We start from the raw sequence: 13,772 nt of genomic DNA on the forward strand, positions 1-13,772 counted from the left end.
GTACCAGAAGTGCGAACCCGCGTGCGCAACCTGCGGACACGGCACACACCGTCTCGTGCCCGCAGCCTACGCACGCGTGTTCGCAGTTCTCGTACGGCCGGATTACCCGCGGCTGCAGCACACGCAACACACGGTAGGTGTGCTCCGTGGATCCGACGGGGCGGCATGGTTCCATCAGGACGTGAACGGACTCCGAGCGCGATTGGTACGGACCCCGGCGCGGCCGGCCTCACCACAGGTGTGGGACGACGGCGCCCAGTGGTTGCTCGCCGCGCCGCGCGGGTTCGTCCGAGTGTTGGGCGCGCCGGGTACGGGCAAGACCACGCTGCTCGCCGCCACCGTGGCCGCACGGATCACCGAGGGCGCCGACCCGGAGAACGTGCTGGTGCTCACCGCCTCCCGGAAAGCGGCCGAAGCCGTGCGCTCCGACATCACCCGTCGGCTCACCGCTTCGGACCACGACGCCCGCGACGTGACCCGCACGGTACGCGAACCGCTCGTGCGCACCGTGCACTCCTACGCGTTCGCGGTCCTTCGCTCGCAGGCCGCTCGGGACGGCGTCCCCGCGCCCAGGCTGCTGTCCGGCCCGGAACAGGACGTGGTGGTGCGGGAACTGCTCGCCGGTGACCTCGAACGCGGGGCGCCGGACTGGCCCGAACCCCTGCGGCCCGCGCTGGCCGTGCCGGGGTTCGCCGAGGAACTGCGCGACCTGCTGCTGCGCGCCGCCGAACGCGGCCTCGGGCCCGAGGACCTCGTCACGCTGGGCCGCGGGCAGGGCAGGCCCGAATGGGTGGCGGCGGGCCACTTCTGGAGCCAGTACGAGCAGGTGACGTTGTTGCAGGGCGTCGGAGGTCACGCGGTGGGCGAGCCGGGCGCGCCCGCGCTCGACGCGGCCGAACTGGTGTCCAGCGCGCTCGTGGAACTCGAGGGCGATCCTGACCTGCTGGCCAGGGAGCAGCGGCGGGTACGGCACCTGTTCGTGGACGACGCCCAGCACCTGGACCCGTTGCAGTACCGCCTGGTGCGGTTGCTGGCCGGCACCGCGTCCGACGCCGTGGTGGCCGGGGACCCCGACCAGGCCGTGTTCTCGTTCCGGGGAGCCGATCCGCGGTTGCTCGCCGACGCGGATCCCGACGGGAAGCACACCGTCGTCCTGAGACGTTCGCACCGGCTCGCGCCGGTGGTGCACGAGACGGTCGCGCGCATCGCGGCGACCCTGCCGGGCACGTCGGCGCATCGCTTCATGGACCCCGCGCCGAGCACCTCCGGCGGCACGGTCCGCACCCGGCTGTTGCCGACCCCGACCGCGGAGGCGGCGTGGGTGGCCGACCAACTCCGGCGCGCCCACCTCCTGGACGGGGTGCCGTGGTCGGAGATGGCCGTGCTCATGCGGTCGGCGTCGCAGTCGCTTCCGCTGCTGCAACGCGCGCTGGCGACGGCAGGGGTGCCCGTGGCCGCGGCGGTCGAGGAGCTGCCGTTGGCGCGCCAGCCCGCCGTCCGTCCGTTGCTGACGGTGCTGAGGGTGGCGGCCGAGCCGCAGGTGCTCGACTCCGAGCTCGCGGAGATGCTGCTGTCCTCGCCGCTGGGGGGCGCCGATCCGCTGGCGCTGCGCCGCCTGCGCCGTGGTCTGCGCAGGTTGGAGCTGGTGGCGGGCGGTGAGCGGTCGAGCGACGAACTGCTGGTGGAGGCGTTGCGGGACGGCGACGTGCTGGCCGGGTTGGCGGACGCGGAGGCGCTGCCGGTGCGCAGGGTGGGAAGGCTGCTCGCCACGGCGTCGGAAGCCGTCCGCGAGGGCGCCGGGGTCACCGACGTCCTGTGGCGGGTCTGGCAGGCGAGCGGCCTCCAGGACCGGCTGGTGGCACAGGCGGGCCGGGGAGGGGTTCTGGGAGCACGGGCGGACCGCGATCTCGATGCCGTCGTGGCGCTGTTCGACGCGGCGAACCGCTACGTCGAACGGCTTCCGAAGGCGAGTGTCGCCGGTTTCGCCGAGTACCTGTCCTCGCAGCACATCGTGGGGGACAGCCTCGCGCCCGTGGCCCAGAGGGGCACGGGCGTCTCTCTGCTCACCGCCCACGGGGCAGCGGGTCGAGAGTGGGCCGTGGTGGCGGTGACGGGCGTCCAGGAGGGGACGTGGCCGGACCTCCGCCTGCGGGGCTCGCTGCTGGGGGTCGAACGACTCGTCGATCTGCTGTCCGGGGTGGACGGTGATGCGGTGTCGGCCGTGTCCGCCACCGCGCCGATCCTGGCCGAGGAACGCCGCCTGTTCTACGTGGCCGTGAGCCGGGCTCGGCGAACCCTGCTGGTCAGCGCAGTGCAGGGCGACGACGAGCAGCCGTCGCGGTTTCTGTCGGAGCTGACCGACAGCGGTGAGGACGTGGGGCAGGCCGGAACCGGGGGGCGTGCGGAGGAGAGGGAACGGGGGCTGACCCTCGCGGAACTCGTGGGAGAGCTGCGCGCGGCCGTCACCGATCCCGCCACCGACTCCGCCCGCCGTGGACTGGCCGCGCGGCAGCTCGCACGCCTGGCGCGAGCCGGGGTGCCCGGAGCACACCCGGCACAGTGGTACGGAGTGGCGGGCCCTTCCACCGACAATCCACTACGGACACCGGACGAGGTCATCCGCGTTTCACCGTCCGTTGTGGACATCCTGGTCAAGTGCCCGCTCCGCTGGCTGCTGGAGCGGCACGGCGGCACCGATCCCGCCCAGTTGTCGGCCGTCACCGGCACCCTGGTGCACGCCCTGGCGCAGTCGGCCGCGGAGGGAGTCGACGAGCAGGCCCTGTGGAAGGAACTCGACGCGGCGTGGGAGAAGGTGGACGCCGGTGCGCCGTGGTTCTCCCGCAAGGAACGGGCTCGCGTGGAGGCCATGGTCCGCAACTTCCTCGCCTGGCTCCACCAGAGCCGGGCCGAGCTCACCCAACACGCCGTGGAGCAGGACATGCGGGTGGAGCTGCCCCCCGAGGAGGGGCGGCCGAAGGTGGCGTTGACGGGGCGCGTCGACCGACTGGAGCTCGACGCCGAGGGCAGGCCGGTGGTCGTCGACCTGAAGACGGGCAAGACCGCGGTGAGCAAGCCCACGGCGGCCGAACATCCGCAACTCGCGGTCTACCAGCTCGCCACCCTGCTCGGGGCGTTCGCCGAACACGAGGGCAGCACCGGCGGTGCCAAGCTGTTGTACGTCGCCAAGTCGGACAGCAGGACCGGGGCCACCGTGCGGGAGCAGCCGCCGCTGGACGACGAGGCCGCGCGCCGGTGGCTCGCCGACGTGCGCAAGGCCGCGGCCGACACCGCCGGGCCGACGTACCCGGTGCGGGAGAACGCGGACTGCTCGCGGTGCCCCGCGCGGCCCGCGTGTCCGCTGCGTCCCGAGGGCAGGCAGGTGACGGGAGCGTGACGAGCACGAGCGAGACCGAGCCGTCCGCGTATCCGGCCCGGTTCGTCTCCCCCGCCGACATCGCGGAGGCGCTCGGCCTGCACTCGCCGACCCCGGAGCAGGCCGCCGTCATCGCCGCACCGGCCGAGCCCGCACTGGTGGTCGCGGGTGCGGGCGCGGGCAAGACGGAGACGATGGCGGCGCGTGTGGTGTGGCTGGTGGCCAACGGCCTCGTCACCCCCGACCGCGTGCTGGGCCTGACCTTCACCCGTAAGGCGGCCCGGCAGCTGGCGGAGCGCGTGCGGGCTCGCCTGCGGCGCCTGGCCGGCTCGGGGCTGCTGGACGACGTCGACCCCAGCGGGCAGCGCAGGCTCGCGGTCGCCTCGGGTGAGCCGACCGTGCTGACCTACCACGCCTACGCGGGGCGGTTGCTGGGCGAGCACGGGCTCCGGCTGCCGGTCCAGCCGGGCGCGCGCATCCTGTCGGGGACCGCAGCGTGGCAGCTGGCCCACCGGGTCGTGACGTCGTGGGACGCCGACCTGGACACCGACAAGGTGCCGTCGAGCATCACCGAGGAAGTGCTCGCGATCGCGGGCGAGTTGGGCGAGCACCTGGTGCGGGCCGAGCGGCTTCGTGAGTACACGGAGTGGTTCTGCGCGCTGGTGGAGAACGCGCCCCGCGCCAAGCGGCAGCGCGCGAAGCTGCCGGACGAGCTGGTCAAGGTGATCGCGGCGCAGCGCCTGCGGCTGCAACTGCTGCCCCTGGTGCAGGCGTACGAGCAGCGCAAGCGGGCCGAGGGCGCGCTGGACTTCTCCGACCAGATGTCGCTCGCGGCCCGGCTGGCGGAGACCCAGCCCGACGTCGTCGCCGCCGAACGCGCCCGCTACGGCGCCGTGCTGCTGGACGAGTACCAGGACACCGGGCACGCCCAGCGCGTGCTGCTGCGGTCGCTGTTCGGTGGTCCCGACCCGATGCCGGTCACGGCGGTGGGCGACCCGCTCCAGGCCATCTACGGCTGGCGAGGGGCGAGCGCGGCCAACCTGCCGCGGTTCACCACGGACTTCCCGCGCGCCGACGCTGACGGTGCTGACGGGAGTGACGGCGGGCGCGCGCTCCCGCCCGCCCGTGAGTACGGGATGCTCACGAGCTTCCGCAACCCTCCCGAGGTGCTCGCGCTCGCCAACGCGGTCGCCGAGCCGCTCCGGCGGGAAGGGCCGAGCGTGAGCGAGTTACGAGCCCGTCCCGGCGCGGGTCCTGCCGACATCCGCGTGGCGTTGCTGCCCGACGTGGTGAGCGAGCGCGAGTGGGTTGCGGAGCAGCTCGCGACGCGCTGGTTCGCCGAACGCGAGGCCACCGGCGTGGCGCCGACCGCGGCCGTTCTCGTGCGCAGGCGGGCCGACATGGCTCCCGTGGCCGCCGCGCTGCGCGCGCAGGGGCTGCCGGTGGAGGTCGTCGGGCTCGGCGGGCTGCTCGACGAACCGGAGGTCGCCGACCTCGTGGCCACGCTGCGCGTGCTGGCCGAACCGCTGTCCGGGACGGCGGCGGCGCGGCTGCTCACGGGAGCGCGGTGGCGGCTCGGTGCCGCCGACCTCGCCGCACTGTGGCGCAGGGCGGGCGAGCTGTCGGCCGCCGACGACGCGGTCGTGGCCGAGCGGTCCGAGCAGGCCGGGCTCGTGGACGCGTTGGACGACCCCGGCGAGCCGGACCGGTACTCGCCGGAGGGGTACGCGCGGATCCGTAGGTTGAGTCAGGAACTCGGGGCGTTGCGCCGCAGGCTCGACCAGCCGCTTCCCGAGCTGGTGGCCGACGTCGAGCGCACGATGCTGCTGGACGTGGAGGCGCTGGCCCGGCCCGGCGCGGTGGGCAGGACACACCTCGACGCGTTCGCCGAGGTCGTGCACGACTACGCCGAGAGTTCGCCGACGGCCACGTTGCTGTCCTTCGTGGACTACCTCGCCACGGCCACCCGCGCCGAGGACGGTCTCGAACCGGGCGAGGTGGAGGTCGCGCCCGAGCGCGTGCAGGTGCTCACCGCGCACGCGGCCAAGGGGCTCGAGTGGCGCATCGTCGCCGTCCCGCACCTGGTCGACGGCGTCTTCCCGAACGAGCGCAAGACGGCGTCGTGGCTGCGGACGGTGTCGGAACTGCCCGCCGCGCTGCGGGGTGACGCGCAGGACCTCCCGGCGCTCGCCCTGCGCGGTGACGAGGACCGCAAGCAGGTGCAGGAGGCTCTCGCCGACCACGAGGAGCGGTTCAGGCAGCGGCACGCCGAGGAGGAGCGCAGGCTGTGCTACGTGGCGTTGACGCGTTCCGAGCACTGCCTGCTCGTCTCGGGCCACCGGTGGAACGACCCCGCGGCGGTGAAGCCGAAGGCGCCGTCGATGTTCCTGCTGGAGGTCGCCGAGCAGCTCAGGGAACACACCGACGCCGGGGTGATCGAGCACTGGCAGGCGGACCCGGGTGACAACCCGCTGTCGGAGGCGTCGCGCGAACTGCGGTGGCCGGTCGACCCCCTCGGTGGGCGCCGGGCGGCGGTGGACGAGGGGATGCGACTCGTTCTCGAAGCGCTGGAGGAACTGGGAGCGCCGGACGTCCCCGACACCACCGACACCACCGACACCACCGACACCGCCGAGGCGGGCGCCGACGGGGTCACCACCGACGACCCCGACGGCTGGGTGAGCGACACCGACGTGCTGCTGGCCGAGCGCGCCCGCACCAGGGCGCCGCAGGCCGACATCGAGCTGCCCGGCAAGCTGTCGGTGAGCCAGCTCGTGGACCTCGCCGGGCAACCGGAGGATCTCGCGCGCAGGCTGCGCAGACCACTGCCGTTCCCGCCGAACGCCTACGCCCGCCGAGGCACGGAGTTCCACGGTTGGCTCGAACGCCGGTTCGCGGGCGACAAGCTGTTCGACCTCGACGACCTGCCCGGCGCGATGGATCCGGACGTCGTCGGCGGTGGGACCGGCGGTGACTCCGGTGACTCCGGTGACTCCGGTGACTCCGCCGACCTGGAAGCCCTGAAGGAGGCGTTCGAACGGAGTTCGTGGGCGCGACGAACCCCGCACGACGTGGAGGTGCCGTTCTCCACCGTCATCGACGGTGTCACCGTGCGGGGCCGGATGGACGCCGTGTTCGCCGACCCGGACGGCGGCTGGACCGTCGTGGACTGGAAGACCGGCGCGGTGCCGGACGCCGACCGGATACCGGTGCTGGCGGTGCAGCTCGCCGCGTACCGGCTGGCGTGGGCGAGCCTGTCGGGTACTCCTCTGCACAAGGTGCGGGCGGCGTTCCACTACGTGCGCGCGGACCGCACCATCAGTCCCGTGGACCTCGCCGACGCTGAGGGACTGCGGGCATTGTTGCGCACGGTGCCGATGCGGGAACAGGACGGTGGAACGAGATGACGAAGGGAACGGACACCGCGCGATCATGGTGAGACCGTGGAAAGTCGGCCTCCGCGAGGAGAGGTTGTCCGACCGGCCGGGACACGCGCTGGTCGGGATCGTGAACATGCCCGCCCACGTGGTCAGTCCGGTGCGGGCGATCGCTCGCCGGGTGTTGTTCGCGCTGGTGGCCCTGGTGGCCGTGGTGTTCGTGGTCTACCTCGACCGCGACGGATACCGCGATGCCAACGGCGACGGCATCACGCTGCTCGACAGCTTCTACTACGCCACCGTGACGCTGTCCACCACCGGCTACGGTGACATCACCCCGGCGAGCGAGACGGCCCGGCTGGTGAACATCGTCCTGATCACACCACTGCGGGTGCTGTTCCTGATCGTGTTGATCGGGACGACACTGGAGGTGTTGACGGAGCGTTCGCGACAGGCGCTCCGAATCCAGAATTGGAGGCGCACGGTGCGCGACCACGTGGTGGTCATCGGTTTCGGCACGAAGGGTCGCTCGGCGGTGAACGCGTTGCTGGGGGAGGAGGACAGCGACCCGAGTCAGATCGTGGTGGTGGACACCGACCGCACCGCCCTCGACGCCGCCAGCGCCCGGGGCCTGATCACGGTGCACGGGTCGGCCACGCGTTCGGACGTGCTGCGGGTCGCGGGCGTACAGCGGGCACGTGCGGTGGTGGTCGCTCCGAACCGGGACGACACGGCGGTGCTCGTGACGCTCAGCGCCAGGGAACTCGCCCCGAAGGCACGCATCCTCGCGTCGGTGCGGGAGATGGAGAACGTGCACCTGCTCAAGCAGTCCGGTGCCGACCAGGTCGTGGTGTCGAGCGAGACGGCGGGGCGCCTGCTGGGCATCGCCACGAGGACCCCGCGTGTGGTGGACATGGTGGAGGACCTGCTGACCCCGGAGGCCGGCCTGGCGATCGCCGAACGGCCCGTGGAACCGTCCGAGGAGGGCGGCTCACCGCGGCACCTGCCCGACATCGTGCTCGGCCTCGTACGTGACGGCACGCTCTACCGCGTGGACGCTCCCGAGGCCGACTCGCTCGAATCCGGCGACCGGCTGCTGTACGTGAAGAAGGTGTCGGTGGGCGAGGAGACCGTGCCGTGACACCGGGAACACGGTGCCTCGTCGGTACTCCGCTGCCGTTTCAGATGCTGAGGACCGCGTTGTGGGCAGGGTCGGGATGTTCTGGAACCATTGAGCCGTGCCGCAGCCAGCGAACCCAGAAAGCCGCCGGAAGCCACAACTGACCCCGCGGGTGCTCGGTGTCGCCGCGGTGACCGGGATCCTGATCCTGCTCGGAGCGTGGTGGGCGGGACCGTCGCTGTTCGGGGCGGGGACTGCTGGAGCGGACCGGAGGATCGTCGACGCGACGGTGACGAACCCCGTGGAGTGCACGAACCCCGACGCCGAGGAGACCGTGCGGTTCCGACTGGGCGGCCAGAGCCACGAGGGGCTGCTCAGCGGGTGCGGCCACGACCAGGACGAGCAGGTGCGCATCGCGCTGGCCGAGGATCCCGCCGAGGCGCAGGGGCCGGTGCCGGTCGCTCTCGCCGCCACCGCGCCGGGGGTCGACGACCTGCGCAGGCCCACCGGACTCGGCCTGCTCATGCTCTCCTGTGCGGCGGGCGGCACCTACGCCTATCTGCTGGCGCGAGGCCCGCGGTCGAGCCTGGCGGTGACGTGAACCCGGCCGAGGCTACGGTGCGGGTGGCGCGGGTGGCCGAGTCGGTTCAGGCCACGTCCCCGCTGGGGGCCGCGAAGGTGTTGCAGTCGACGATGCGGTTGTCGTAGGCGCCCGCGCGCCACCACTTCGCGTAGTTGGCGTTGCTGCCGTGGTCGTGGGTGCCCGACGTGTCGTCGCCCCGGGTCTCCTGGTCGTACCAGGCGGCGTCGTACATGGCGCGGGTGATGGAGCCGCCCTGGTCGACGTGGGCGCCCAGGAACATCCCGGAGAAGCACTGCGCCTGGAGTTCCTTGCGCCGCGACATCTCCTGCCCGGCGGGACTGTTCTGCCCCTCGGCGTAGATGCGTTCCCACGCGGCGTCCATGATCCCGGCCAGCTCCTGCACGTGGTGGCCGTACTCGTGCGCGAACAACGCGAGGTAGACGCCGGGCGCGTTGCCGTACTGCTCGGTCTGGAGCCCGTCGAAGGGCAGGTACAGGTCGCCCTCGCAGTAGTACGCCGCCGTGGAGATGCTGACGTTGATCTTGCCGCACTGGGTGTCGAAACTCGCCGCCGCCGGGAAGTGCAGTCTCGGCGGCGTGAACGGCAGGTTGTACGCGCGCAGGAACGGTTCCCATGCCGCGTCGAGGCACTGCCGCGCGGCCGTGAAGAACGCCTTCGCCCCTTCCGGGGTGCTCTGCCATCCGGGCAGGGGGCAGGCACGGTTGGCCAGGCCCGCGTTCGGGTCCTGGAGGATCGGGTGGTCGGCGAGCTTGAGGATCTTGGCGGGTTGACTCGCCTGCCCCGTCGTCGCCGCACCGCCTGCCGGGGGCGTCGACAGGGAGACGTCCGCCGGGCTCCGCGTGGTGGTCGGCGTGACCTCCCCGCTGCTGGCCAACGTCGGCGTCGGTGCGGGTGAGGACGCGGCCGAGTCGACGGGCGTGTCGCGGGACCCGGTGCCGGTGGCGACCACGTACACCAGCACGAGGACGAGCGCGAGCAGCATCGAGCCACCGCCGTACGCGAGCACGTACGGCCAGGCCGGTTTCCGGGGCGGCCGCTGCGGTGGCCCCGGCTGTGCTGGGGGGAAGTGGTGGCCGAAGGGCGCGCCCTGGCCGTGTCGCGGGCCGTGACCGTGGCCCGAGGACCCTGGCCACGGTGGCGGTTGTGTCATCTCGTCGTCCCCGCGCGGTCGATGGAACTCGGCCGCCAGCATAGCGAGCCGCCACCCCTTCCGAATCCCTCGGCGGCGGACCCGGCCGCACCCGGTGCCCGGGGTAGCCGTCAGGATGGAGGTATGTCCGAATCCACAGGCTGGTCCACGTCAGGCGAGCGGCGTCCGGGTGTCGTCCCGCTTCGCCCTCTGCTGCTGGGGGAGATCCTGGAAGGCGCCGTCGCGACTCTGCGCAGGTACGCGGGTGTGGTGTTCGGTTCGGCCGCGGTGGTGGCGCTGGTGAGCGCCGTCGTCTACTACGCCGCGGACCTGTGGCTGCTCGACGCCACGAGCCCCGTCCCCGTCATCGATGCGGACGCGCCGCCCGAGGCGCAGCTCGACCAGGCGGTGGCGCAGCTCGAGAGCGCACTGCCGCAGTTCGGTGTGCTGGCGTTGATCACTCTGGTGACGCAGACGTTCCTCTCCGGCCTGTTGACGGTCGTGGTGGGCAAGGCGGTGCTCGGCCACGCCATCGGGGTGCGCCAAGCGTGGGAGGAGTTGCGGCCCCGGCTGCTGCCGCTGCTGGTTCTGACGTTCGTGGTGACGCTGGCGGTCATGGTGGGCTCCGCGCTGTTCGTCGTGCCCGGTGTGTGGCTGTACGCCCTGCTGAGCCTGGCGACGCCGGCGCTCGTGCTCGAACGTGGTCGCGTCGGGGACGCGCTACGCCGTTCGGTGGCCCTCGTGCAGGGCGCGTGGTGGCGGGTGTTCGGTGTGCTCGTGGTCGCGGTCCTGATCACGTGGGTGCTGTCGTACCTGATCCAGTGGCCGTTCAACCTGGCGATCGATCCGCAGGCGTTCGAGCGTGGTTACACGCCGCAGGAGCTGTTGGTCCAGGAGGCAGGGGGTGCCGTGGCGCGCACCATCACGGTGCCGTTCTCCGCGGCCGTGACGGCGTTGCTCTACATCGACCAGCGCATGCGCAGGGAGAACCTGGCCGACGAGCTGTCCAGAGCGGCCCGGATGGGCTGACCCGATCACGACCGGTGCCACCTCTCACGTCAGGGTGACATCACTCACAGGTGGTGATTTCCCGGATGGGTGAAACGCGGGGGCCGGAACCGACGACGAGGACGGTGACGTCGCCGGTGCACCGTGTCCGGCGTGCTCGTCGCGGCGAGGAGACACCGTGGGTCGTGTGGGGCGCCGGTCACGCGGTGTACGGCGGACGGCCCGCCGTACGCGTGGGGCCGGGCTGGTGATGTTGTTGACGTCGGTGTTGACCGCGTGTGTCACCCCGAGAGCCACGACCGCGTCCACGGACCCGACCTGGTGCGGCGACCAGTCGTCGATCGTGATCCTCGGTGACTCCCACAGCACGGGCTACGGACTGCCCGACTATCCGGGCGGTGGGAGTTACGCGCCGACGGCGGCCGGCTGGACGTCGACGGTGACACGCCGGGCCTCCGACGAGTGGGGCACGATCACCACCGTGCTCGCGCACAACGGCGCCATGGCGGCCGACTTCCGGCCGGGAGGCCGTTGGGAGGAGACCGTGAGCGCGACCGAGGCCGTGCACGACGTGCAGCCCGCGCTCGTGATCGTGGCCCTCGGAGCCAACGAGTTCGCGGCCGACCTCCCGCCCACGGACTTCGCCGAGCACTACCGGAGCCTCGTGGACGAGCTCCACCACGCGTCGCCGCGGACCACCGTGTTGCTGCTGGTGCCACCCGAGATGGGCGCGCGGCTCGTGCCCGACCCGGTGTATCCGTGGGAGGCGTACACGGCGGTCGTCGAGACCGTCGCGGCCGACCAGGGCACCGAGTTGCTCGACCTCGGCGAGTACCTGCCCGCGGGTGGTACGCCGGAGGCCGAGGCGCTCTACCTGCCCGACGCGGCACACCTGACGGAGGCCGGGCATCGGGTGGTGCACGCCGCCGTGTGGACGCTGCTCACGGCCTGGTGCGGCCCGTGACCCCTCACGGTCTGCGGCAGGCGTAGACGGCGTCGAGCGGGTCGTCGGGAACGTCGTACACCTCAACGTCGGTGAATCCGGCGTCGGCCAGCATGGTGCGCGCGAGCTGTTCGCCCCACACCGTGCCGAGGCCCGCGCCGCCTCTGGCGAGCGACACCGTCATGCAGTGCAGTGTGCTCACCGAGTACAGCAACGGTGCGAACGGGTTGTCGAGGTTGTCCGCGAGGTCGGTGGCGGCCCTCGTGTCCATCATGACGAAGACCCCGCCGGGGGCCAGTGCGTCGTGCACCCTGCTCAGCACCCGCGCGGGTTCGGCCTGGTCGTGGATCGTGTCGAAGGCGAACACCACGTCGAACGGTGGTTCGGTGGGCAGCTCGACGACGTCGAGTTCGGTGAACGAGACGTTGGGCAGGCCCGCTTCACCCGCCTCGGCCCTGCCTCGGGCGAGGGCGTCGGGGGCGAGGTCGTAGCCGACGAACGTCGACGCGGGGTAGGCGGCGGCCATGAGGTTCACCGAGTGGCCGGTGCCGCACCCGATGTCGGCCGCGCGCACGCCCTCGCCGAGCTGTTCCGGCAGGCCGGGCACGACCGGGAGGATGCCGCTGACCAGTTGGTCGTCGAACAGCCCGCGGCTCATCCCGTCCATGATCTCGGTGAAGCGGGGCCGGAAGCGCTCGTAGGGCACGCCCCCGCCGTGGCGGAACGCCTCGATCAACTCGTCGAGATGCTCGCCCAGATGCGCGACCGCGAGCGTGAACGGCGCGAGGTTGGTGGACGTGGAGCCGCGCAGGCACACGGCGTGCTCGGGCGGGAGGGTGAACGCCTTGGTGGCCGGGTCGTAGGTGACGATGCCGCCGGTGGCCATCGCGCCGAGCCACTCGCGCACGTACCGCTCGTCGAGGTTCGCGCGGCGCGCGAGTTCGGCCGAGGTCGCCGACGCTCCGGCCAGCGCGTCGAAGAGACCGGTGCGGTGTCCGATGCCGACGAGATGGCTGAGCAGCCCGCCGGTGGTCAGCTCGAAGAGCCTGCCCGCGAACTCCTCCACCTTGCCGGTGTCGAGTGTGGGTTCGGGTGGGTGGGTCGAGGTCATCGTGCGCTCCCTCGGGAGTCTCTGCGGTTACCGACGTTCTCGGAAGTCGCACGAGGAGGTGTGGCCGAAACAGCCACCGAACCGAAAACTGAGGCCACAGGATCGGGGCGCCGGTCTCCTCCGCGCCGCGGTGACGGCAGAGACCTGCTGGGCGAGGGACTGCGCGAGCTACGTGGCGAGGAGCGTTGTTGACGCTCCACCACGACGAGCGGCTCGCCGCCGTCACCCGGCCGGGGCTGCCCGTGCTCGCGCCGTCCCGAGGTCCACCGGGCCTGCGGCTCAGCTCAGCGCGTCGGCCACCAGCTCGTCGCTGAGCTGTCGCAGGCGTTCCCGCGCCCGCCTGCTGTGTGCCTGCGGGTGCGGGTCCGCCTCGCGGGTGCCGTTGAAGAACCGTCCCGTGATCTCGGCGAGGTCGGCGTCGAGTACCAGCCGCAGCGTCGCGGCCGCACCGTCGTCCACACTGCTCACCGGGGTGCGACCCGACGCGCGCACCATCGCCGTGTCCATGAAGGTGGCGGGGTGCAGCGCGTTGACGGTGACGCCGCTGCCCCTGAGCTGGTCGGCGAGGTCGATCGTGAACATCACCAGCGCGAGTTTGCTGCGCATGTACGCGGACGCACCGCTGTAGCGGCGACGAAGCTGGAGGTCGGTGAAACCGAACTCCTCCTGCCCGGCCGAGGCGACGTTGACGATGCGGGCGGGGGCCCGCAGGAGGGGAAGGATCCGACGGGTGAGGTGGTAGGCGGCGAGGTAGTTCACGGCGAACCGCAACTCGTAGCCGTCGGCGCTCTCCTCCCGCCGCGCGGGGTCGGCGCCGGTGCCCACCCCGGCGTTGTTCACCAGCACGTCGATGCGCTCGTACCGGCTGAGCAGTTCGGTCGCGAGCCGGTCCACCTGGCTCAGCACGGCGAAGTCGGCGCGGACGATCTCGGCACCCGTCTCCTCCCGCAGTGCGCGGAGCTTGTCGGGGTTACGGCCGTGGGCGATCACGCGGGCGCCCCGGGCGGTCAGCTCGGCTACGAGACGACGACCGAGACCGTCGGTGGCCCCGGTGACGAGGATGGTCTGCTCGGTCAGCGGTCTCATCGCTCCTCTGCTGCTCCCGAG

At 72.2% G+C, this 13,772-nt stretch carries 9 protein-coding genes; 6 read left to right on the forward strand and 3 right to left on the reverse strand.

Annotated features, from left to right (window positions below; genetic code table 11):
* The first annotated feature begins 181 nt into the window (after nt 1-181).
* From SACCYDRAFT_RS03955 to SACCYDRAFT_RS03970, 4 genes are all read left to right on the forward strand, one after another.
* Entirely contained in the window at nt 182-3,394 is a 3,213-nt protein-coding gene (locus SACCYDRAFT_RS03955) for an ATP-dependent helicase (protein WP_043537036.1), read from the forward strand.
* On the forward strand, nt 3,391-6,780 hold the full coding sequence (locus SACCYDRAFT_RS03960; RefSeq protein ID WP_005453820.1) for an ATP-dependent DNA helicase: 3,390 nt from the start codon (nt 3,391-3,393) through the stop codon (nt 6,778-6,780). Before SACCYDRAFT_RS03955 ends, SACCYDRAFT_RS03960 begins: the two co-directional genes overlap by 4 nt.
* 25 nt (nt 6,781-6,805) lie before the next feature.
* Entirely contained in the window at nt 6,806-7,891 is a 1,086-nt protein-coding gene (locus SACCYDRAFT_RS03965; protein ID WP_005453821.1) for a potassium channel family protein, read from the forward strand.
* Nucleotides 7,892-8,042: 151 nt separating this feature from the next.
* Entirely contained in the window at nt 8,043-8,471 is a 429-nt protein-coding gene (locus SACCYDRAFT_RS03970) for a hypothetical protein (protein WP_005453822.1), read from the forward strand.
* 46 nt (nt 8,472-8,517) lie between these two features.
* Here SACCYDRAFT_RS03970 and SACCYDRAFT_RS03975 read toward each other — a convergent pair whose 3' ends face one another.
* Nucleotides 8,518-9,624, reverse strand: coding sequence for a neutral zinc metallopeptidase (locus SACCYDRAFT_RS03975; protein WP_083844792.1), 1,107 nt, complete (start codon nt 9,622-9,624; stop codon nt 8,518-8,520).
* Nucleotides 9,625-9,747: 123 nt separating this feature from the next.
* On the opposite strand from SACCYDRAFT_RS03975, the gene SACCYDRAFT_RS03980 reads away from it, so the two are divergent.
* Nucleotides 9,748-10,632 carry a YciC family protein gene (locus tag SACCYDRAFT_RS03980; protein ID WP_005453824.1) on the forward strand — a complete coding sequence of 295 codons (885 nt, stop codon included), beginning with the start codon at nt 9,748-9,750 and terminating at the stop codon, nt 10,630-10,632.
* A gap of 157 nt (nt 10,633-10,789) precedes the next feature.
* On the forward strand, nt 10,790-11,575 hold the full coding sequence (locus tag SACCYDRAFT_RS03985) for an SGNH/GDSL hydrolase family protein (protein ID WP_005453827.1): 786 nt from the start codon (nt 10,790-10,792) through the stop codon (nt 11,573-11,575).
* 4 nt (nt 11,576-11,579) lie between these two features.
* Here SACCYDRAFT_RS03985 and SACCYDRAFT_RS03990 read toward each other — a convergent pair whose 3' ends face one another.
* Together SACCYDRAFT_RS03990 and SACCYDRAFT_RS03995 are read right to left on the reverse strand one after the other, a co-directional pair.
* Entirely contained in the window at nt 11,580-12,665 is a 1,086-nt protein-coding gene (locus SACCYDRAFT_RS03990) for a class I SAM-dependent methyltransferase (RefSeq protein ID WP_005453828.1), read from the reverse strand.
* Nucleotides 12,666-12,944: 279 nt separating this feature from the next.
* Nucleotides 12,945-13,751, reverse strand: a complete 807-nt coding sequence (locus SACCYDRAFT_RS03995; RefSeq protein ID WP_005453829.1) for an SDR family NAD(P)-dependent oxidoreductase — start codon at nt 13,749-13,751, stop codon at nt 12,945-12,947.
* Nucleotides 13,752-13,772: the final 21 nt, after the last annotated feature.

This window comes from Saccharomonospora cyanea NA-134 (genome assembly GCF_000244975.1).
Lineage (GTDB): Bacteria > Actinomycetota > Actinomycetes > Mycobacteriales > Pseudonocardiaceae > Saccharomonospora > Saccharomonospora cyanea.